This is a genomic window from Muricoccus roseus (genome assembly GCF_900141905.1).
Lineage (GTDB): Bacteria > Pseudomonadota > Alphaproteobacteria > Acetobacterales > Acetobacteraceae > Roseomonas > Roseomonas rosea.
In genome coordinates this window covers 1-20933 of the sequence record NZ_FQZF01000004.1, presented here as the reverse complement: position 1 = coordinate 20933, position 20933 = coordinate 1, and the positions used below count along the sequence as shown (strand labels likewise).

The following is a 20933-nucleotide window of genomic DNA, read 5'->3' as shown; positions in this document are numbered from 1 at the left end:
GCCGGCAACAGGGCTGACACCATGCTGTAGCGCCCGCGCACTAAGGGTCCGCCGCCTTCGGACCTTTTCGCGGACAGCATGCCCTCCTCCTCCAGCTCCCCACGCAACGTGCTGCTGGTCGTCGTCGACCAGTGGCGCGCCGACTTCGTCCCCGCCCTCGGCGCCGGCTTCCTGAAGACGCCGAACCTCGACCGGCTCTGCCGCGAGGGCGTGACCTTCCGCAATCACGTCACCAACACCGTGCCCTGCGGCCCGGCGCGCGCGAGCCTGCTGACCGGCCTGTACCTGATGAATCACCGGGCGGTGCAGAACACCGTGCCGCTGGATGCGCGGCACACCAACCTGGCGAAGGAGCTGCGGCGTATCGGCTACGACCCGGCGCTGATCGGCTACACCACCACCACCCCCGACCCGCGCACGACGGGCGAGCGCGACCCGCGCTTCACCACGCTGGGCGACCTGATGGACGGCTTCCGCGCCGTGGGCGCCTTCGAGCCGACGATGGACGGGTATTTCGGCTGGCTGGCGCAGAAGGGCTACGAACTTCCGCCGAACCGCGAGGATATCTGGCTGCCCGAAGGCGAGGACAGCCTGCCCGGCGTAACCAGCCGCCCCAGCCGCATCCCCGCCGAGTTCTCCGACACGGCCTACTTCACCGAGCGCGCGCTGACCTATCTGAAGGGCCGCAACGGCAAGCCCTGGTTCCTGCATCTCGGCTATTACCGCCCGCACCCGCCCTTCATCGCCCCTGCGCCCTACCACGCCATGTACCGGCCGGAGGACATGCCCGCGCTGCACCGGCGCGACACCTGGAAGGAAGAGGCCGGGCAGCACCCGCTCCTCGATTTCTACCTGCGCGGCATCAGCCAGGGCTCCTTCTTCCACGGTGCCGGCGGTGCCGCGACGGAGCTGGATGCAGGCGCCATCGCCCAGATGCGCGCCACCTATTCCGGCATGATCTCGGAGGTGGATGCCGCGCTTGGCCAGGTCATCGCGCATCTGGACGAGACGAACCAGTGGAAGGACACGCTGGTCATCTTCACCTCCGACCATGGCGAGCAGCTGGGCGACCACTACCTGCTCGGCAAGGTCGGCTACCATGACGAGAGCTTCCGCATCCCGCTGGTGATCAAGGACCCCGATGCACCCGCCGGCACCGCCGGCCGCATCGAGGACGCCTTCACCGAGAGCGTGGACGTGATGCCGACCATCCTGGAATGGCTGGGCGGCGAGACGCCGCGCAACGCGGATGGCCATTCCCTGCTGCCGCTGGTGGCCGGAGAGAGGCCCGCGGATTGGCGCGACCACCTCTTCTACGAATACGACTTCCGTGACGTCTTCTATTCCCGCCCGGAGGACGACCTGGGCCTGCACATGGACGACTGCTCGCTCTGCGTCGTGCAGGACGAGCGTTGGAAATACGTGCATTTCGCCGCCCTGCCGCCGCTCCTCTTCGACCTGGAGACGGACCCGCACGGGTTCCACAACCTGGCGAACAGCCCCGCCCATGCCGGCGTGGTGCGCGATTACGCCCAGCGCGCCCTCTCCCACCGCATGCGCCATGCCGAACGCACGCTCACCCATTTCCGCGCCACCCCCAAAGGCCTTGAGGAGCGTAACCCGTGATGCTGTCCCGCCGTCCCCTCCTGCTCGGCGCCGCCGCCGCGGCGTCGCTGCCGCGCTTCGCCATCGGCCAGTCCGACCAGCGCCCCTCCATCAACATCGCCGTCCAGAAGATCTCCAACTCCAACACGCTGGAGGTGCTGCGCGAGCAGTCCAACGTGGGCGAGCGGATCTTCTTCTCCTCCCTCTGGGAGGGGCTGATCGGCCGTGACTGGCTGAACGAGCTCAAGACCGTCCCGATGCTCGCCACGGAGTGGCGGCGCATCAGCGACAGCGTGGTGGAGCTGACGCTGCGCGAGGGCGTGCGCTTCCACAATGGCGACGTGATGACGGCCGAGGACGTGGCCTTCTCCTTCGGCCGCGAGCGCATGTTCGGCGACACCCAGCCCACCGCCCAGGGCCGTACCATCTCCGTGCGCGGCGACATCATCCCCTCCCCCGCCCAGCGCGAGCTGCCGGCGGAGGTCACGGGCGTCGCCCGCCGCTCCTGGCCCGCGCTGGAGCGGGTGGAGATCGTGGATGCCCGCACCGTGCGCTTCCACAACGCCACCCCCGACGTGACGCTGGAAGGCCGCCTCTCCCGCTTCGGCAGCGAGATCATCTCCCGCCGCGCCTATCAGGAGGCCAATGGCTGGTTCGACTGGGCGCGCAAGCCCGTCCTCACCGGTCCCTACAAGGTGGTGGAGTTCCGCCCGGACCACTCCCTCACCCTCGTCTCGCATGACGAGTACTGGGGCGGCCGCCCGCCGCTGCGCCAGATCCGCTTCCTGGAGGTCCCCGAGGTTTCCGCCCGCGTCAACGCGCTGCGCACGGGCGAGGTGCAGTTCGCCTGCGACATCCCGCCGGACCAGATCGCGGGCATCGAGCGCGAGCGCGCCTATGAGGTGCAGGGCGGCACCATCCTGAACCACCGCCTGACCTGCTTCGACAAGAACCACGCCGCCCTGCGCGACCCGCGCGTGCGCCGCGCCTTCACCCATGCCATCGACCGCAAGGCGATCGTGGACAGCCTCTGGGGCGGCCGGACCGTCATCCCCCGCGGCCTGCAGTTCGAATACTACGGCGAGATGTATGTGCAGGACTGGGAGGTGCCGAAGTTCGACCAGGCCGAGGCCCGGCGCCTGCTGCGCGAGGCGAACTACAAGGGCGACCCCATCCCCTACCGCCTGCTGAACAACTACTACACGAACCAGACCCCCACCGCGCAGATCCTGGTGGAGATGTGGCGCCAGGTCGGGCTGAACGTCTCCATCGACATGAAGGAGAACTGGTCCCAGATCCTCGAGCGCGGCGACAGCCGCGCCGTGCGCGACTGGTCCAACTCCGCGCCCTTCAACGACCCCGTATCCTCGCTCGTCGCGCAGCATGGCCCGAACGGGCAGCAGCAGCAGGTGGGCGAGTACAGCAATGACGAGCTGAACCGCCTCTCCGTGGAGCTGGAGACGGGCACGGACCGCGCCCGCCGCAAGCAGGCCTTCCGCCGGATGCTGGAGATCGCCGAGCGCGAGGACCCGGCCTACACCGTGCTGCACCAGAACGCGACCTTCACCGCCAAGCGGCGCGACATCAAGTGGCGGGCGGCTCCGGCCTTCGCCATGGATTTTCGCCAGGGCAACTGGGGCTGACCCCGATGCCGGTCCTCTCCCGTCGCACCGCGCTGGCCTCCGCCGGCGCGGTTCTCGCCCTGCCCCGCTTCGCCATCGCGCAGGCCGACCAGCGCCCCTCCGTGACCGTGGCGGTCCAGAAGATCGCCAACACGAACACGCTGGAAACCCTGCGCGAGCAGTCGAATGTCGGCGCCCGCCATGGTGGGTCCTATGGCGAGGCGCTGATCGAGCAGGACTGGCTCGGCGACCTCACCCTTCAACCCGGCCTGGCCACCGAATGGCGCCGGGTGGACGACCGCACGCTGGAATTTACACTCCGCCCCGGCGTCCGCTTCCATGACGGGCGAGAGATGACGGCCGAGGATGTCGCCTTTTCCTTCGGCCCGCAGCGCATGTGGGGCGCGGACCCGGCCGCGGCCCGCAACCTCTTCGGCAACGTCCCCGGCCGCACGGGCGGCAAGGAGCCGCCGCCCGAGGCCGCCGCCATCGCCCGCCGCACCTATCCGGGCTTCGAGCGGATCGAGGTGGTGGATGCGCGCACCGTGCGCTTCGTCAACCGCATCCCCGATCCGGCGCTGGAGGGACGGCTGTCCCGCACCACCGGCATGGTGCTCTCGCAGGCCGGCTTCGAGGCCGCGAATTCCTGGCTGGACTGGGCGCGCAAGCCCGTGGGCACCGGCCCCTACAAGGTGGCCGAGTTCCGCCCGGACCAGTCCCTCACCCTCGTCGCGCATGACGAGCACTGGCGCGGCCGCCCGCCGCTGCGCCAGATCCGCTTCATCGAGGTGCCCGAGGTCTCCGGCCGCATCAACGCGCTGCTCTCCGGCGAGGCGGACTTCGCCTGCGACATCCCGCCCGACCAGACCGATGCGCTGGACCGCTCCGCCCGGCATGAGGTGGTGGGCGGCCCGATCATGAACCACCGGCTGACGGTGTTCGACAAGTCGCACCCCAGCCTGCGCGACGCCGGCATCCGCCGCGCCTTCACCCATGCGGTCGACCGCAAGGCCATCGTGGATGCCCTCTGGGGCGGCCGCGCGCCGGTCCCGCCGGGGCTGCAATTCGCCTATTACGGCCCCATGCTGGTGGAGGGCTGGGAAGCCCCGCGCTTCGACCCCGCCGAGGCCCGCCGCCTGCTGCGCGAGGCGAACTACCGGGGCGAGCCGATCCCCTATCGCCTGCTCAACAACTACTACACCGCCCAGGTCCCCACCGCGCAAATCCTGCTGGAAGGCTGGCGCGCGGTCGGGCTGAACGTGGTGATCGAGATGAAGGAGAACTTCCCGCAGGTTCTCTCCAACGCCGGCGCGGGCACGCCCGCCGGGCGCGGCGTGCGGGACTGGTCCAACTCCGCCTCCTTCAACGACCCCGTCGCCTCCCTCACCGCCCAGCACGGTCCGGAAGGGCAGCAATGGCAGATCGGCGAGTGGCGCAACGAGGAGTTCGGCCGGCTCTCCGCGGTGCTGGAGGGCTCCATGGACCGCGAGGAGCGCCGCCGCGCCTTCCGCCGCATGCTCGAGATCGCCGAGCGCGAGGACCCCGCCTACACGGTGCTGCACCAGACTCTGAACTTCACCGCCAAGCGCCGGGACCTTCCCTGGAAGGCCGGGCAGTCCTTCTTCATGGACTTCTCCGCCCGCAACTGGGGCGCCTGATGCACCCGCTGGTCGAGATCCGCGGCCTCACCGCCGCCTTCGACGGCATTCCCGCCCTGCGCGGCGTGGATCTCGCCATCGGGCGGGGGGAAGCCGTGGCGCTGGTGGGGGAGTCCGGCTGCGGTAAGTCCGTCACCTGGCTCGCCGCCCTCGGGCTCCTGCCGGGCAAGGCGAAGGTGGGTGGCAGCGTGCGGCTGGACGGGCAGGAGATCCTGCACGCCGCCCCTTCCGTGCTGGACGAGGTGCGCGGCGGCCGCGTGGCGATGATCTTCCAGGATCCCGCCAGCAGCCTGAACCCCGTCCACCGCATCGGCCGCCAGATCACCGAGGCGCTGCGCCTGCATCGCGGCATGGCGGGCAATGCCGCGCGCGAGGAGGCGCGCCGCCTGCTGGACCGCGTGGGCATGCCCGATGCGCGCCGCCGCCTGGATGCCTATCCGCATGAACTCTCGGGCGGGCAGAACCAGCGCGTGATGATCGCCATGGCCCTCGCCGGCCAACCGGAGCTTCTGGTGGCCGACGAGCCCACCACCGCGCTGGACGTGACCATCCAGGCGCAGATCCTCGAATTGCTCGCCGAGATCCGGCGCGACACCGGCATGGCCCTCGTCCTCATCTCCCACGACCTCGGCGTCGTGGCGGAGACCTGCGAGCGGGTCTGCGTCATGTATGCCGGCCGGATCGTCGAGGAGACGGCCGCGGCCGACCTCTTCGCCGCCCCCGCGCATCCCTATGCCGCCGGGCTGCTTGCCGCCCTGCCGCCCATCGATGGCCCGCGCCGGCCCTTGGCCGCCATCCCCGGCGGCGTGCCGGAGCCCTGGGCCATGCCGCCCGGCTGCCCCTTCGCCCCGCGCTGCCCGCGCCATGTCGCGGCCTGCGACGCCGCGCCCCCCGCGCTGATGACCGTGGCGCCCGGCCACCGCGCCGCCTGCATCCGGCCCATCGAGCCCGCGCACAACCCGGAGCTGATCCCGGCATGATCGACCCTGCGCCCGAGCCGCTGCTGCACGCCCAGGGCCTTGTCCGCCGCTACACCATGCGCCAGGGCTTCTTCGGCCGCCCGGTGGAGGTGCGCGCGGTGGATGGGGTCTCCCTCACCCTGCATCGCGGCCGCACGCTCGGCCTGGTGGGGGAATCCGGCTGCGGCAAGTCCACCACCGGCCGCATGGTGCTGGGGCTGGAGGTGCCCGATGCCGGTGGAGTCGCCTTCCGCAACGAGCAGATGCCGCATCCCGCCTCGCCGGAATGGCGCCGCCTGCGCGCGCGCATGGCGATGGTCTACCAGGACCCGCTCGGTGCCCTCGACCGCCGCCTCGACATCGGCACGCAGGTCGCCGAACCGCTGGAGATCCACGGCATCGGCACCCGCGCCGACCGTCCCAGGCGGGTCGAGGCGCTGCTCCGCGATGTCGGGCTGCGCCCCGACCATGCGGCGCGCTATCCGCATGAGCTCTCCGGCGGCCAGCGCCAGCGCGCCGTCCTCGCCCGCGCCCTCGCCACGGGCCCGGACCTGCTGGTCTGCGACGAACCGATCAGCGCGCTGGACGTGTCCATCCAGGCCCAGGTCATGAACCTCCTTTCCGAGGTCCAGGCCCGCACCGGCATCTCCATGCTCTTCATCTCGCACGACCTGCGCGCGGTGCGGCAGATGAGCCACCGTGTCGCGGTCATGTATCTCGGCCGGGTGGTGGAGGAGGGCGAGCCCGACGACGTGCTGCACGCCCCCGCGCATCCCTATGCCCAGGCCCTCGTCTCCGCCATCCCGCATCCCGGCCGCAAGGGCGGCCGTATCGTGCTGCGGGGCGACCCGCCCAACCCCGCCGCCCGCCCGCCCGGCTGCGCCTTCCACCCGCGCTGCGCCCTCGCCGCCGCCCTCTGCGCGCGCGAGGTTCCGGCCCTGAAGCGGCGCGCCAGCGATGGCCGCCTGGTGGCCTGCCATGTGGCCCATGGCGAGGTGGCGCCGAACGAAGGCGCGGTGCCCACCGCCATCTCCCAACCCCTGCCCACGCGCGAGGCCGCCTGATGCTCCGCTTTCTCGGGCTGCGCCTGGCCCGCGCGCTGCTGACCCTCGCGCTGGTCGTCACCTTCGCCTTCGTCGTGCTCCGCCTCTCCGGCGATCCTGCGCTTCTCATCATGTCCGCCGACGCGCCGCCGGAGGCCATCGCCGCCTTCCGCCGCGCCTGGGGCCTCGATGACCCGCTCTGGGAGCAGTATGTCCGCTACTTCGCCGCGATCTTCCGGGGCGACCTCGGCCAGTCCATGCGCGACGGCCGCCCGGCCATCGAACTGGTGGCCGAGCGCATTCCCGCCACCCTGGCCCTCACCCTTCCCGCCCTGCTGATCAAGATCGGCCTGGGCATCCCGGCCGGCGTCTATGCCGCACTTCACCGCAACTCCTTCGCCGACCGCGCGGTGATGCTGCTGGCCGTGGCGGGCTTCACCGTGCCATCCTTCGTGCTCGGTCTCGTGCTGGTGCTGGTCTTCGCCGTCACGCTGGGCTGGCTGCCCTCGGGCGGGCAGGAGAGCTGGCGGCATGCGATCCTGCCCGTGATCACGCTGGGCATCGGAGGCGCCGCCGTGCTGGCACGCTTCACCCGCTCCGCCATGCTGGAAGTGCTCGGCCAACCCTACATGCGCACGGCGCTGGCCAAGGGCGTGCCCTGGCATGTGGCCGTGCGGCGCCATGCCCTGCCCAACGCGGCCATCCCCACCGTCACCATCGTCGGCTTCATGGTGGGCAGCCTGCTCGCGGGCGCGGTGGTGGTGGAAAGCGTCTTCTCCTGGCCCGGCGTGGGCCGGCTGCTGGTGGTGGCGGTGGCGAACCGCGACCTGGCGGTGGTGCAGTGCATCCTGCTTCTCGTCGCGGCCACCATGGTGACCGCCAACCTGATCGTCGACCTGCTGTACGGTGCCCTGGACCCGCGCCTGCGCGTGGCGCCGAAGGGAGCCAGCGCCTGATGTCCGACATCACCCTGAACTCGGCGCCGGCGGCATCCGCCACCGCCGCCCCGCCCGCCCGCAAGCAGGCCCGCATGCCGGCCCTCGTGGTCTTCGCCATCGCCTGGCTGGCGATGATGCTCCTCACCGCCCTCGCGGCGGACCTCGTCAGCCCCTATTCCTACACAGCGCTGGACCTGCGGAACCGCCTCACACCACCTATCGGCCTGGGCGGGGAATGGGTGCATCCGCTGGGCACGGACGAGCTGGGGCGCGACGTGCTCTCCCGCCTCATCCAGTCCATCCGCATGAGCCTGCTGATCGCCTTCGGCGCGACCACGATCGGTGCCGTGCTCGGCGTCTCCCTCGGCTTCCTCGCCGCGCATTTCCGCGGGATGGTGGAACAGGCGGTGCTGGCGCTGGTGGACTTCCAGGCCGCCATGCCCTTCCTCATCCTGGCGCTATCGGTGCTGGCCTTCTTCGGCAACTCGCTGCCGCTTTTCATCTGCCTCCTCGGGCTGCATGGCTGGGAACGCTACGCCCGCATCGCCCGCGGCCTTGCCGTTTCGGCCGGGGCGCAGGGCTATGCGGCGGCGGTGCGGCAGCTCGGCGCCTCGCCCTGGCGCGTCTATGGCCGCCACGTCCTGCCGAACATCGCGTCCACCCTCATCGTCTCGATGACCCTCGCCTTCCCCGAGATCATCCTGCTGGAAAGCGGCCTCTCCTTCCTCGGCCTCGGCGTGCAGCCGCCCATGACCTCGCTGGGCAACATGGTCGGCTACGGGCGCGAATACCTGACCCGCGCGCCCTGGATCCTGCTGGCGCCCTCATCGGTGATCGTGCTGACCACGCTCTCGGTCAGCCTGCTGGGCGACTGGCTGCGGGACCGGCTGGACCCGACGCTGCGGTAAGACCCTGGAGGGAAGCGCGGCTTCCCTCCAGCCCTGCCCGGGCCGCGTTGGCGCTCGGCGCGCCGCCTGAACATTCGGCAGCTTCAGGGGCTCAGCGTTCCGTCGGAAGGCTCACGGGAGGGGCAGGGTCGTCCCCAGATGGAACCGCCTTCCTCATCTCGACCGCGTAATCCCGGAACCCGAAGCGGCGGTACAGCGCCGCAGCCTCGGCGTTCCCCGCCAGAACCCCGATCATCAGCCGCGGCACGCCGCGCGCCGCCGCCAACCGCTCCGCCTCCGCGAGCAGGGCACGGCCAATTCCCCGGCGCCGCGCCTCCTCCCGCACAAACAGCTCGGAGATATAGGCGTAGGGGCGCAGCGCCGCGCGGACCGCGCGGACATAGGCCGCGTCCTCCTCGAAAGTGAGGAAGAGGTGGCCAGCCACGGCGCCCCGCCATTCGGCGATCAGGGCTGCGCCGCCGGTGCGCTCCACGCGCTCCAGCGCGGCGTCGAGCGATTCCTCCGCCCCCGCCAGGTCGGTCCGGCGATTGCGCGCCAAGGGTTCCTCGTAGCGGTTGAGGGCGAGGAACTGCTCGACCAGCGCAGGCCGGTCCTCCGGCCGGCAGGGCCGGATGAGAAGGCCCGCTGGGATCACCCCACCCGCCCGCCATCCCGGATAATGGCGCCGCGCCCCTCGCCCGCCAGGACGATCCGCTGGCGGTAGTCGCCCGCGCCCGTCTCCAGCACCCGGCGCTCACGCGGTGCCTCGCCAGCCAGCACGGACCGCCCGGCCATCGGCGCCGTCGGGGCCACGCCCAGCAGCGACAGCAGCGTGGGCGCGATGTCGATCAGCCCCACCGGCGCCGCATCCTCCCCGGCCTCCACCCCCGCCATCCGCAGCGCGATCAGGTTCGCCATCTCCTGCCGGTGCAGCCCGCCATGCATGCCGCCGCCCAGCGGGAAGTCCTTGCCCACGATGGGGCTGTTGCCCGCCAGGCCCCAGCGGTCCGGCTCCGGCCCGCCCCGCATGCCCAGCAGCAGCGGCGCCGAGCGCGGGTGCTCCACATTCAGCAACGCCAGGTCGAAGGTGCCGGGCCAGGGGCCTTCGATGCCGTTCCCGCCCGCCGCCAGCAGGGCGCCGCACCACGCCTTCTCCCGCAGCGCCGCCACCAGCCGCCCCAGGCGCACGGCATCCGCCACCGAGGGCCAGAGCCAGCAGAGCGTCCCCGCCGCGATCGAGAGATCCTCGCCCGGCCGGTCCAGCGTGCCCTGAAAGCCGAGTGCATCGAGCTCGCCCACCAGATCGAAGGGCTCCGTCGTGCCGACATGGCCGTGGTCGGACATGGCGATGACCGCCATCCTCTCCGCCTGCGGCAGGGCCGCGGCCGCGGCGAGCACCCGCGCGAAGGCATCGTCGGAAGCGCGCAGCGCCGCACGGGTCGCCGGCGTGTCCATGCCGCTGTAGTGGAAGGACCAGTCCGGCTCCGTCAGCCAGAGCAGGGCGACATCCGGCCGCAGCTCGGGTAGCACCACCTCCGCCATGGCCTTTCCGGCGTAATCCATCAGCGGCACCTTGTCCGCCGCCACGGGCGGTGCGCCGATCCGCGCCGTCACCGCGTCCCACAACTCCGGCGTCTCGCTCGCCTCGCGCCCGGCCAGGCTCATCACCGCCGAGCCATTCGCCCGCGCGCGGGGATCGAGCAGATAGGCGCCGCCGGCCGAGCCGCTATGCACCAGGGCGAAGCGTCGCCCCGCGGCGGCCAGGGCATCGGCGAAGCGGGGCGTGGCCACGAAGCCCGGTCCGTGATGCCGCGCCGCGCGCCGCATGTCCTCGGCCGAGGCCGTGTTCAGGAAACGCCCCTCCTGCGCCGCGGCATCGGGGAAGGCATTCTGGATGATGCCGCTCACCGCCGGCGGCTGGCCCGTTGCGATGGTGGTCGCGCAGACCCGGGTGAGCGAGGGAAAGACCGAGGACGCCTCCGTGAAGCGCCGGGCATCGGCCAGGAAGGCCGAGAGCGCCGGCATGCGGTCGGGCGTGACGAGGTCCGGCCGCAGGCCGTCGAACAGCACGATCAGCACGCGGCTGGCCTGGGGGTGAGGCATGGATTCCGCTCCGCGGGGTCGGGATGGAGGCGTCAGCGCGCCGGGTCGTGCTTCGCGCAGAAATCCTCGGCGCTCAGGCTGCGGAAATCCCGCAGCGCCTCGCCCAGCCGCTCATGCGGCCAGTTCCACCAGGCGATGCGGTGCAGCGCCGCGATGATCTCGGGCGAGAAGCGGTAGCGCAGCACCCGCCCCGGCACGCCGACGACGATGGCGAAGTCCGGCACGTCCTTCGAAACCACCGCGCCGGCCCCTATCGCGGCGCCGGTTCCGATCGTGACGCCGGGCAGGATCACCGCCCCGTGCCCGATCCATACATCGGGCCCCAGCACCACCTTGTGCTCGCGCCGCCATTCGAAGAACGCCGCATCGTCGTCGCCCATGCCATAGGCGGAGGAGCGGTAGGTGAAGTGGTTGAGCGCCACGCGCTCCAGCGGATGGTTGCCCGGGTTGATCCGCACCTGCGCGGCGATGGAGCAGAAAGGGCCGACATCGGTGTGCATGATGTCGCTGTCATTCGCGACATAGGCATAGTCACCGAAGCGGCTCTCCGCCACGCGGCTGCGCGCGCCCACCTCGCACCAGCGGCCGAAATGGCTGTCGCGCACCCGCGCGCCGTCATGCAGGAAGGGAGCCTCTCCCAGCGCCTTCCCGGCGCTGTCGGGATGGGCGGTCAGGGTATCGGGATGAGTGTCCATGATGGGCGCGGACCCTCTGACACATCCGGATGATTCGCCCGCTCGCCTCGGTGACGCTTCGGGGAAGGATTGGTGACGGGTCGGCACCCCGATTTGTCACCCGCAACCGCCCCACCTAGTCTGCCGCGCCCCGGGCGGCCGGGCCTTTCCCGTATCCAGGACGACCATGGCCTCCTCCGCCCATCCAGCCCCGCCCGATGCCGAGGAGACGAAGCCCCTGGCGGTGCGGGACGCCGAGGCGCTCCGCCTCGCCCTGGCCAGCGCGGAGCCTGGCTCGGTGGTGGAGATCGGAACCTCCTTCACGCTCGGCGAGGCCCTGCGCCTGGACCGGCCCCTGCATCTGCGGGCCGCCCCGGGCCCCCGCCCGGTGCTCACCCTGGCCGGAGAGGCGTCGCTGATCCTGGGCGCCGGGGCTGGCGGCGGCAGCCTGCGCGGCTTGGGCCTGACCAGCCGCGGGCACCGCGCCCGCCCCCTGCTGGAGCTGCGCGGCCCCGCGCGCGTCCGGCTGGAGGACCTGCTGCTCACCGAGGCCGAAGGCGCGGGGCTGGAGGCCAAGGGCTGCGCGGAGCTTTACCTGCGCGACATCCTGCTCGCGGAACTGGGCCTCCAGGGCGCCAGCTTCTCCGCCTGCACGAATCTCGATGCGGCGCTGATCCTTTCCGGCATCGGCCGCCGCGCCCGCTCGGCCGGCGTCACGCTCACCGGCGGCGGCGGCACGCTGCGCCTGCGCGCGGCCGAGGTCTCGGGCAATGCCGTCACCCTCCAGCCCGGCGAGGCGGAAGCTGGCCACGACATCGCGTTGGAGGCCACGCAGAGCTTCCGCGGCCTTGCCATCATGGGCAGCGCGGAACGGGTGGTGGGGGGTGCCACCGCCCATGTGGTGGCGGAGGAGATGGACGATGTCGCCGTCCTGCTCAGCAACTGCCGCGGCATCACGCTGGATCTGCACGCGCGCCGCTGCGCCCCGCTGCAGCTGAATGGCGGCGCGGGGGCGCGGGACTGCCGCATCGCCCTGCACTCGGACCGTCCCGGCCAGGTCGTCCAGCGCGGCGGCAGCGGCGGCAACATGATCATCGACGAGCCCCTCGCCGGCTGGCCGGCCACCGAGCCGCCGCCGCGCCTCGCGGCCTATCCGCGGCACGAGGTGGAGGAAACCTGCTCGGTCTGTGGCTGGCATGGGCGCTTCCGCCGCACGCACCGGCTGCTGCGGGAAACCTTCGCCTGCGGGTCCTGCCGCGCCACCTTGCGCTATCGCTCCCAGGCATCGGCGCTGCTCGCCAGCCTTGCCGGCGGCCTGCATCCCACGATGAAGGCGCTCGCGGAATCCGGCTGGCTCGCGGACAAGGCGGTGTTCGAGCCCGGGCAGTCCGGTCCGCTCCGCCCCTATCTCTCCCGCGCCCAACGGTATGCCGTCTCCACCTTCCGCCCCGGCATTCCCAGCGGCGAGATGTGGGAGGGCGTGGAGTGCCAGGACCTGACCGCGACCAGCTTCGCGGATGAGAGCTTCGACCTCGTCGTCAGCTCCGACATCATGGAGCATGTGCGCCGGCCCGAACGGGCCTGGGCGGAAATCCGCCGCATCCTGAAGCCCGGCGGCCTGCACGTCTTCTCCATCCCGCTCGTCGCGCCGATGCCGCCGCATTCGGTCGCGCGGGTGGACGTGTCCGGCGAGGAGGACGTGCACCTGCTGCCCGAGGTCTATCACGGGGACGGCGCGGGCGGCCGCTCCCTCGTCTACACCGATTTCGGCGCCGACCTCCTGGACCAGCTCGCCGCCCTCGGACTGCCCACCCAGGCCTTGCTGCATCCCGGCGGCGACCCGGTCTGCGCCCCGGCCCTGAGCTTCGTGTCCCGCCGCCTGAACCGATAAGGCGCCGAAACGGCCCATTGACAGGCTTTAACTATTTTATCCAATCTCTCTGCTGCACTGCGAGGGCGATGGTGGACCATGCCGCTGCTCGAGGTTCGCGGCGTGACCCGTTCCTTCTACGGCGTGCACGCCCTCAACGGCGTGGAGCTGTCGGTGGAGGCCGGCCGGATCACCGGGCTGATCGGCCCGAACGGCGCCGGCAAGACCACGCTGTTCAACTGCATCACCGGGGTGGTGCCGCCCAGCACCGGGCGTGTGGTCTTCGATGGCGAGGACATCACCGGCTGGCGGCCGGATCGCATCAGCACGCGCGGCCTCGTCCGCACCTTCCAGATCGCCCGCGGCTGCCCGCGCCTGACGGTGCGGGAGAACCTGCTTCTTTACGGCGCGCACCAGCCCGGGGAAGGCGTGCTCACCGCCCTGCTCCGCACCCGCGCCGCCCTGGCGCGGGAGGAGGAGCTGCAGGCGCGCGCCGAGGCCATCGCCGCCCGTCTTCGCCTGACCCAGGTGCTGGACAACAAGGCCTCCGCCCTCTCCGGCGGGCAGAAAAAGCTGCTGGAGATCGGCCGCGCGCTGATGACCGCGCCAAAGCTCATCCTGCTGGACGAGCCCTGCGCCGGCGTGAACCCCAGCCTGACGCGCGAGATCGGGGAGCGCCTGCGCGAGATCGTGGCCGAGGGCATCAGCCTGCTGCTGATCGAGCACCAGATGGACACCATCGCGCGGCTCTGCGACCACGTGATCGTCATGGCGGAAGGCCGCCACCTCACCGAAGGGACCTTCGCCGAGGTGGCGGCGAATGCCACGGTGCAGGAAGCCTATATGGGGCGGCCGCGATGGGCCTCCTGACCGTCTCCGGCGTGGTCGCCGGCTATTCCGCCGCCGACCAGATCCTCAAGGGGCTCGATTTCCGGGTGGACCCGGGCGAGATCGTCTGCATCGTCGGCCCGAACGGCGCCGGCAAGTCCACGTTGCTGAAGGCCGTCGCCGGGCTGCTCAGGCCCTCCGCCGGCTCCATCCTGCTGAAGGACCGCCCCATCGCCGGCCTGCGCCCGCGCGAGGTGACGAAGCTCGGCATCGCCTATGTCCCGCAGGAGCACAATGTCTTTCCCTCCATGACCGTGCGCGAGAACCTGGAGATGGGCGGCTATGCGGACCCTGCCGCGGCCGCGCGGCGCCTGGACGGGGTAATGGAGCGCTTCCCCGTGCTTGGCCGGAAACGCCGCCAGGCCGCGCGCACGCTTTCGGGCGGCGAACGCCAGATCCTCGCTATGGGCATGGCGCTGATGGTGGAACCCGCGGTGCTGCTGCTGGACGAGCCCTCGGCCGGCCTCTCTCCCGTAGCGGCCCAAGGGCTCTTCGCCGAGATCCAGGCGATCAACCGTGACGGCGTCGCCATCGCACTGGTCGAGCAGAACGCCAATGACGCGCTCGAGATCGCTCACCGCGCCTACATCCTGGTGGATGGCCGCAACCGCTCCGACGGCATCGCGCGCGAGCTGGCGGCCGATCCGGAAATCCGACGCATCTTCCTGGGCGGGTGAGCCGCCGCAGCATTCAACGGGAGTCCCGAGCATGACCGGATCCACGCCTCTGCTGCCCCGCCGCACCGCGCTCCTCGCGGGCATGACGGCCCTCGCGGCCCCAGCCGTTTCGCGAGCCCAGGGGACAAGCGCGGGAGCGCCGCTGCGGCTGGGCATCCTCACCCCCCTCACCGGCGCCGGCGGCTTCGACGGCCCGCGCATGCTCAAGGCCATGCAGGCGGTGGGCGAGGAGATCAACGCGGCCGGCGGGCTGCTTGGCCGCCGCATCGAATTCGCCGTGGAGGATGACCAGACCAACCCCGAAGGCGCGGTGCGCGCCGCCCGCAAGCTCATCGACGTGGACAAGGTGCCGGTCATCATGGGCACCTGGGCCTCGGCCGTCACCGCCGCCGTGGCGCCGGTCTGCTGGGAGAGCAAGACCTTCCTCACCACCGTCTCCGGCGCGGATTCCATCACCCAGCTGCCGCACCAGGGCTATCTGATCCGCACCCAGCCCAACAACCACCTCCAGGCCGGCAAGCATGCCGAGTTCATCGCGGGCACGGGCGCGAAGAAGGTCTTCGTGATGTCGCTGCAGTCGCCCTTCGCCATGCCCACCCAGAACCGGGTGCGGGAGGTCCTGGCGCAGAAGGGCGCGCAAATGACGGGCGCCCTTCTCTACGAGAAGGACAAGACGAGCTACCGCTCCGAGGTGGACCAGGCGCTGCGCACCCGCCCGGACCTCATTTACCTCAACGGCTACACTCCCGATGTCACCATCCTGCTGCGCGAGCTCTACCGCGCGGGCTTCGAAGGGCCCCGCTTCGCCCAATCCTATTCCGTGACCGACAAGGCGCTGGAATCGCTGCCGAGGGAGGTCACCGAGAAGGTCTATACCGTCCAGCCCTCCTCCGACGTCGACAGCCCGGCCTTCGAGGCCGCAAAGAAGCGCCTCGGCACCGGGGTAGATTCCTACGAGGCGCAGGCGACGGACTGGATCAGCCTCGTCGCCCTGACCATCGCAAAGGGGCGGGAGGCGACGGGCACCGCCCTGCGGGAGAATGTCCGCAAGATCGCCCAGGGCGAGGGCACCAAGGTCTACACCGCCGTGGAGGGCCTGCGCCTGCTCGGCGAGGGCAAGGAGATCAACTACGAGGGCGCGAGCGGCCCCTGCGACTTCACCGAGATCGGCGACATCGTGGACTGCAAGTTTCGCTACCAGATTGTCGAGAACGGCGCCTTCCGCTTCCTGAAGGTCGCGTAAGCGGGTGCTGTCCGAGATCCCCCAGCTCCTCATCAACGGCATCATGGCCGGCGCCATCCTCGCGGTGCCGGCCATCGGCCTCACGGCCATCTATGCCGTTCTGCGCTTCCCCAACTTCTCCCTCGCCTCCCACGCCACCATCGGCGCCTTCGCGGGCTACGTGGCCAACACGCAGCTCGGCTTCTCCGTAGTGCCCGCGCTGTTCTGCGCATTCCTGGTGGCGGGGCTCGTCGGGCTTCTCAGCGACGAGTTCGTGCTCAAGCCCTTCCGCTCCGCCGGCTTCATCACCACGGCCATCGGCTCCATCGCCCTCACCATCGCGCTGGAGAACGTGGTGCGCTTCATCTTCGGCAACTCACTGAACGGCTATGACCTGCCGATGCAGCGGGACTGGCGCTTCGGCGACCTGCGCATCGGGCCGCAGCAGGTGGAGAACCTGGCGATCTCGGTCGTCGTCATGGCCGTCGTCTTCGCCTTTCTCTCCTTCACCCGCACCGGCAAGGCCATGCGCGCGGTGGCCGACAATCCCTCCCTCGCCGATATCAAGGGCATCGATGCCGCCCGCATCGCGCGGATCGTCTCCTTCGCCGGCATGGGTCTGGCCGGGGTGGGCGGCATGCTGATCGGGCTCGATACCAGCATCGACCCCCTCACCGGCTTCCGCGCCATGCTCTCGGTCTTCGCTGCCGCGGTGGTGGGGGGGCTCGGTTCCATCCCCGGCGCCGTGGTGGGTGCCCTGACCGTCGGCATCGGGGAGGAGCTGTCGCTGCTCTTCCTCTCCCCCTCCTACCGCAGCGTCATCGGCTTCCTCGCGATTCTGCTGGTCCTCATTCTGCGGCCCCGCGGCATCCTTGGGCAGCGGGCCTACTAGGATGGAGAACTACCTCATCGCCATGGGGGTGTCGGCGGGCATCTACGCCCTGATGGCGCTCGGGCTGAACGTCATCTGGGGCATGGCCGGGCTGGTCAATCTCGGCCTGGTCGGCTTCTTCGCGGTCGGTGCCTACACCTCCGCCCTGCTGACCACCAAGCTCGGCCTGCCCATCCTCCTCGGCGTCGTCGCCGGCGCGGGCATGGGGGCGCTGGTGGGCGTGCTGGTCGCGCTCATCACAGCGCGGTTGCGCGGCGACTATCTCGCCATCGTCACCCTGGGCTTCGCCGAGGCGCTGCGCGTCATCGCCAGCAACGAGGTCTGGCTGACCAACGGCACCGACGGCATCTCCGGCATCCCCGGCCCCTTCCGGGCCGATCTGGGCCCGGTCGGCTTCAACCTCTTCTTCCTCATCCTCGTCGCCGCCCTGGTCACGGCCGTGTTCTTCGCCTTCGAGCGGCTGAGCTATTCCCCCTTCGGCCGCGTGCTGCGCGCCATCCGCGACGACGACCAGGTGGCCGCCGTCGCGGGAAAGTGGGTCATCGCCTACAAGGTGCAGGCCTTCGCCATCGGCTGCGCCGCCCTCGGCCTCGCCGGCGCGCTCTACGGCCACTACACCTCCTATATCGCGCCCGAAATCTTCGTTCCGCTGCTCACCCTCTACATCAAGCTCTCGCTGCTGGCGGGCGGGGTGGGCAACAACCGCGGCGCCGTGATCGGCGCCGTGCTCGTCGTCGCCTTCCTCGAATCCACCCGCTTCATCATCCCGCTCCTGCCCGGCCTCTCGGCCGTCCAGGGCGCGGCGCTGCGCGAGATCATCGTCAGCGGCGCGCTGATCGTCCTGCTGCGCTTCCGCACCCAGGGGCTGGTGCCCGAAGCCCATTCCCACCCGCTGATCCCGCGCCAGCCGGGCGCCGCCGCCAAGGAATCGCCCACCCATGCCTGATGCCGCCATCACGCTGGACGACATCGCCCGCATCGACGCAATCATCGCGGAGAGCGATCCGGCGGTGGCCTATGCCGCCATCGACGCCCTGGCCAAGCGCGCCTTCGACCACTGGCTCTTCACCGTCACCCGCTCCATCCACGCCACCATGGAGGTGGAGCGCGTCTACTCCTCCAATCCTGCCGCCTATCCCGTGGGCGGGCGCAAGAAGAAGCAGGGCACGCCCTGGGGCGAGCAGGTGCTGGACCGCGGCCAGCCCCTGATCTGCCACAGCCCCGAGGACATCCGCCGGGTCTTCGCGGACCACGAGCTGATCCTCAGCCTCGGCATCGGCGGCATGGTGAACATCCCCGTGCTCTTCGCCGGGCAGTCCCAGGCCACCATGAACATGTCCCATGCCGGGGACCGGTTCAGCGAAGCGGACTTCCCCGCCCTCCGCCTCCTCGCCAGCCGGCTGCTGCCGCTCGTGCTGGCTGAGAAGGACTGATCCGGTCGAGCTCTTGTTCTGATCTGTCCGTCCGTCCCGGGAAAGGAAGAAGGAATTTTTCCTCTCCCCGGACCCCATCGAAGGCAGTGCCTTCGACCATCATCTTTTTCTTCGAGTCGGAGTCACTCGGCTGACGGTGCGCCTCGGGTCATGAACCCGGGGCGCCTGCAAAGGCAGGAAAAGCACCCGCCCACCAGAGACCCCTTCGATCATCGTATCCACGGCAGTCAGACGGCGTTCCAAGGGCCTCAGGCCCTTGGCGGGTGAGGGCGGTGCCCTCCCCGGACCAGCCAGCCCCCAGCAGAACGACCTAACCGCCCCTTCCGCCTCAGCGTGGAAAGGGGCGGCTGAGGAAGGCCGAGCCCTCCAGCCCGAAGCGCCAGGGCGTCTCCGCCCCGCGCGTGATGCCGATGCGCGGCCCGGCGACGACCGGGACCGGGCGCGCGGCCGGCCGGAGCGCGAAGGGCGCGCGGTCCAGCGGCTGCCCGTCCAGCAAGCGCGTCACGCCCAGGGCCTGGCTGAGCCGCCCCGGCCCGCTGCAAAGGAGCCGCGCCTCCGCCACCCCGCGCCGCTCCCGCATCGCCTCGAGGCCCGCGACGGGTTCCAGCGCGCGGATCAGCACCGCGCTTCCCGTGGCCCCGGCCCCGCAGACGAGATTGAGGCACCAGTGCAGCCCGTAGGAACGGTAGACATAGGCATGCCCCGCGGGCCCGAACATCGCCGCATTGCGCGGCGTGGGACCCCGGAAGCTGTGGGAAGCCGGGTCCTCCCGGTCATAAGCCTCGGTCTCGACCACCACGCCGCCGACACCGTCCACCAGCAGCGTCACGCCGATCAGGTCCCGGGCCACGTCGGGGGCGGCACGCTGGAAGAACGGTTCGGGCAGCAGATCCAACGGAACCTCGATGATCGGGCAAGGGACGGAGCGGGGCCGGCCCCGTTCCGATACAGCCCGGCCCGGCACACGTCATCCCAGCCGGGCAACCAGACCGGCGCGCATCTCGTTCGCTCGTCGGAGCCACCCCGCCCAGGGATCATGCGTCCACGCGCCCCGGCGCCGCTCCGCGCAGCAAGGACCTCTCCCCCATGCCCCAGTCCGCCGGCTCCACCGTCATCGTCATCACAGGCGCGTCCAGCGGCATCGGCCGGGCCACCGCCCAGGCCTTCGCCCGCCTCGGCGCATCCCTCTCGTCCTGGCCGCCCGCCGGGCGGAGATGCTCGCGGATGCTGCGCGCGAATGCGAGGCGCTGGGTGGCACCGCCCTGGCCGTGCCGACCGACGTGACGCGGGAGGAGGAGGTGGAAGCGCTCGGCCGCCGCGCCATCGAACACTTCGGCCGGATCGACGTGTGGTTCAACAATGCCGGCGTCGGCGTGTTCGGACGCCTCGAATCCATCCCCTCCGAGGCCTGGCGGCACGTCATTGAAACCAACCTGTTCGGCTGCATGCACGGTGCCCGGGTGGCCATCCGCCAGTTCCGGGCCCAGGGGCGTGGCACGCTGATCCAGAATGCCTCCATCGTCGGCTGCACCGCCAAGCCGGACGGCTCCGCCTACGCCACCAGCAAGTTCGCCATCCGCGGCTTTTCCGAGGCCCTTCGGCAGGAGGTGCTGGACCAGCCCGGCATCCAGGTCTGCACCGTGCTCCCATCGGTGATCGACACGCCCTTCTTCCAGCACGCCGCCAACTACAGCGGGCGCCAGGTGCGCGCGGCCCCGCCGGTCTATACGGCGGAGGAGGTGGCCCAGACGGTGGTGGATCTCGTCCGCCAGCCACGGGCCGAGGTGATCGTCGGCGGTTTCGGCAAGATCGCCAGCGCCCAGAAGCAGTTCGCCCCCGGCTTCACCGCCTGGCTCACCGGGCGCGCGCTGCACACCGGCTTCCTCTCGGGGGAGCCAAGCGGCGACACCCCAGGCGCCCTGTTCGAGCCGATGCGGGACGGCCGCGCCGTCAGCGGCGGCTGGCGCGAACGGCCGGAGAGCGGCGGCGCCCCGCTCGCCGCCATGACCTCCATGGCCGGCCTCTCGATCGACTTAGCGACACTGCCGCTGCGCATGGCCGATGCCGGGCTGACCAGCGCGGCCCGCATCCTCGAATCCATCACCCCGCCCGGCCCGCCTGGCCCGGCCTCGAAATAGGTCCGCCCCGGAGGGGATCCTCCTAACAGGTCGCTGAATTACTCGGCGTTCTGGAGCGTTTTCCCGTCGGAGGGACCAGCGGCTTTGCGCGTCCGGCCCGTTCCTACGAGCGGCATGGACGCCGGATGCCGGTTTTCGGCTTCATGCTGCCAGCAGCCGGGGCAGTCGGGCCAGGTTGTTGGCGACCATCGTCAGGATGAAGCGGGATCGCACGCGTTCGATGCGACGATAGACGGTCTGGGCCATGCCGCCGACGGTCTTGGCCCAGCCGAAAGCCTCCTCGATGCGCTTGCGGTGTTTCTGGGACAGGGCATGGCTCTCGTG

20 protein-coding genes are annotated in these 20933 nt (G+C 70.9%); 15 read left to right on the top strand and 5 right to left on the bottom strand.

The genetic code is table 11. The annotated features are described in order from the left end of the window. Positions 1 to 78 precede the first annotated feature (78 nt). The 7 genes from pehA to BUB97_RS03805 are packed head-to-tail and all read left to right on the top strand — an operon-like array spanning position 79 to position 8733. Positions 79 to 1626: a phosphoric/sulfuric ester hydrolase PehA gene (pehA, locus tag BUB97_RS03835; protein WP_073131677.1), complete on the top strand. Its 1548-nt coding sequence runs from the start codon at positions 79 to 81 to the stop codon at positions 1624 to 1626. Further along, positions 1626 to 3248 carry an ABC transporter substrate-binding protein gene (locus BUB97_RS03830; protein WP_073131675.1) on the top strand — a complete coding sequence of 541 codons (1623 nt, stop codon included), beginning with the start codon at positions 1626 to 1628 and terminating at the stop codon, positions 3246 to 3248. The genes pehA and BUB97_RS03830 overlap by 1 nt, the downstream gene beginning before the upstream one ends. Positions 3249 to 3253: 5 nt before the next feature. Continuing rightward, the gene (locus tag BUB97_RS03825) at positions 3254 to 4885 is read left to right on the top strand and encodes an ABC transporter substrate-binding protein (RefSeq protein ID WP_073131673.1); all 1632 of its coding nucleotides are present in this window, start codon (positions 3254 to 3256) and stop codon (positions 4883 to 4885) included. Further along, a complete protein-coding gene (locus BUB97_RS03820) occupies positions 4885 to 5865 on the top strand; it encodes an ABC transporter ATP-binding protein (RefSeq protein WP_073131671.1) in 981 nt (326 codons plus the stop codon). The genes BUB97_RS03825 and BUB97_RS03820 overlap by 1 nt, the downstream gene beginning before the upstream one ends. Next, positions 5862 to 6908, top strand: a complete 1047-nt coding sequence (locus BUB97_RS03815) for an ABC transporter ATP-binding protein (RefSeq protein ID WP_086061881.1) — start codon at positions 5862 to 5864, stop codon at positions 6906 to 6908. The genes BUB97_RS03820 and BUB97_RS03815 overlap by 4 nt, the downstream gene beginning before the upstream one ends. Beyond that, positions 6908 to 7843: an ABC transporter permease gene (locus BUB97_RS03810; protein ID WP_073131669.1), complete on the top strand. Its 936-nt coding sequence runs from the start codon at positions 6908 to 6910 to the stop codon at positions 7841 to 7843. Before BUB97_RS03815 ends, BUB97_RS03810 begins: the two co-directional genes overlap by 1 nt. Then, positions 7843 to 8733, top strand: a complete 891-nt coding sequence (locus tag BUB97_RS03805; protein WP_086061879.1) for an ABC transporter permease — start codon at positions 7843 to 7845, stop codon at positions 8731 to 8733. Before BUB97_RS03810 ends, BUB97_RS03805 begins: the two co-directional genes overlap by 1 nt. Positions 8734 to 8824: 91 nt before the next feature. Here the strand turns inward: BUB97_RS03805 and BUB97_RS03800 are convergent, their stop codons facing one another. Genes BUB97_RS03800 through BUB97_RS03790 form a run of 3 tightly spaced genes read right to left on the bottom strand, consistent with a single transcriptional unit; the run spans position 8825 to position 11510 of the window. Continuing rightward, complete coding sequence (locus tag BUB97_RS03800) at positions 8825 to 9367, bottom strand: GNAT family N-acetyltransferase (protein ID WP_073131667.1); 543 nt, start codon at positions 9365 to 9367, stop codon at positions 8825 to 8827. Then, positions 9364 to 10815 carry an alkaline phosphatase family protein gene (locus BUB97_RS03795; protein WP_073131665.1) on the bottom strand — a complete coding sequence of 484 codons (1452 nt, stop codon included), beginning with the start codon at positions 10813 to 10815 and terminating at the stop codon, positions 9364 to 9366. The genes BUB97_RS03800 and BUB97_RS03795 overlap by 4 nt, the downstream gene beginning before the upstream one ends. A gap of 32 nt (positions 10816 to 10847) precedes the next feature. Beyond that, positions 10848 to 11510 (bottom strand): LbetaH domain-containing protein, encoded by a 663-nt coding sequence (locus tag BUB97_RS03790; RefSeq protein ID WP_073131663.1) that lies wholly within the window; start codon positions 11508 to 11510, stop codon positions 10848 to 10850. Positions 11511 to 11676: 166 nt separating this feature from the next. Between BUB97_RS03790 and BUB97_RS03785 the strand changes: the two genes are divergently transcribed. The 7 genes from BUB97_RS03785 to BUB97_RS03755 all read left to right on the top strand — a co-directional run bounded on the left by BUB97_RS03785 (position 11677) and on the right by BUB97_RS03755 (position 18471). After that, on the top strand, positions 11677 to 13380 hold the full coding sequence (locus BUB97_RS03785) for a class I SAM-dependent methyltransferase (protein WP_073131661.1): 1704 nt from the start codon (positions 11677 to 11679) through the stop codon (positions 13378 to 13380). 78 nt (positions 13381 to 13458) lie between these two features. Beyond that, a complete protein-coding gene (locus BUB97_RS03780) occupies positions 13459 to 14229 on the top strand; it encodes an ABC transporter ATP-binding protein (RefSeq protein ID WP_073131659.1) in 771 nt (256 codons plus the stop codon). Further along, positions 14217 to 14924: an ABC transporter ATP-binding protein gene (locus BUB97_RS03775; RefSeq protein WP_073131657.1), complete on the top strand. Its 708-nt coding sequence runs from the start codon at positions 14217 to 14219 to the stop codon at positions 14922 to 14924. The genes BUB97_RS03780 and BUB97_RS03775 overlap by 13 nt, the downstream gene beginning before the upstream one ends. A 31-nt stretch (positions 14925 to 14955) precedes the next feature. Beyond that, a complete protein-coding gene (locus BUB97_RS03770; RefSeq protein WP_073131655.1) occupies positions 14956 to 16167 on the top strand; it encodes an ABC transporter substrate-binding protein in 1212 nt (403 codons plus the stop codon). Positions 16168 to 16171: 4 nt separating this feature from the next. After that, a complete protein-coding gene (locus BUB97_RS03765; RefSeq protein ID WP_245818186.1) occupies positions 16172 to 17038 on the top strand; it encodes a branched-chain amino acid ABC transporter permease in 867 nt (288 codons plus the stop codon). Between the two features lies 1 nt (position 17039). Continuing rightward, positions 17040 to 17984, top strand: a complete 945-nt coding sequence (locus BUB97_RS03760; RefSeq protein ID WP_073131653.1) for a branched-chain amino acid ABC transporter permease — start codon at positions 17040 to 17042, stop codon at positions 17982 to 17984. Beyond that, entirely contained in the window at positions 17977 to 18471 is a 495-nt protein-coding gene (locus BUB97_RS03755; RefSeq protein WP_073131651.1) for a GAF domain-containing protein, read from the top strand. Before BUB97_RS03760 ends, BUB97_RS03755 begins: the two co-directional genes overlap by 8 nt. A 328-nt stretch (positions 18472 to 18799) precedes the next feature. On the opposite strand, the gene BUB97_RS03750 is transcribed toward BUB97_RS03755, so the two are convergent. Continuing rightward, complete coding sequence (locus tag BUB97_RS03750) at positions 18800 to 19366, bottom strand: DNA-3-methyladenine glycosylase (RefSeq protein WP_245818185.1); 567 nt, start codon at positions 19364 to 19366, stop codon at positions 18800 to 18802. 286 nt (positions 19367 to 19652) lie between these two features. Here BUB97_RS03750 and BUB97_RS03745 point away from each other — a divergent pair, with 286 nt between their 5' ends. After that, a complete protein-coding gene (locus tag BUB97_RS03745; RefSeq protein WP_277614020.1) occupies positions 19653 to 20609 on the top strand; it encodes an SDR family NAD(P)-dependent oxidoreductase in 957 nt (318 codons plus the stop codon). Between the two features lie 141 nt (positions 20610 to 20750). On the opposite strand, the gene BUB97_RS03740 is transcribed toward BUB97_RS03745, so the two are convergent. Then, the coding region (locus BUB97_RS03740) for a transposase (RefSeq protein ID WP_175562552.1) at positions 20751 to 20933 on the bottom strand (183 nt) is incomplete at its 5' end.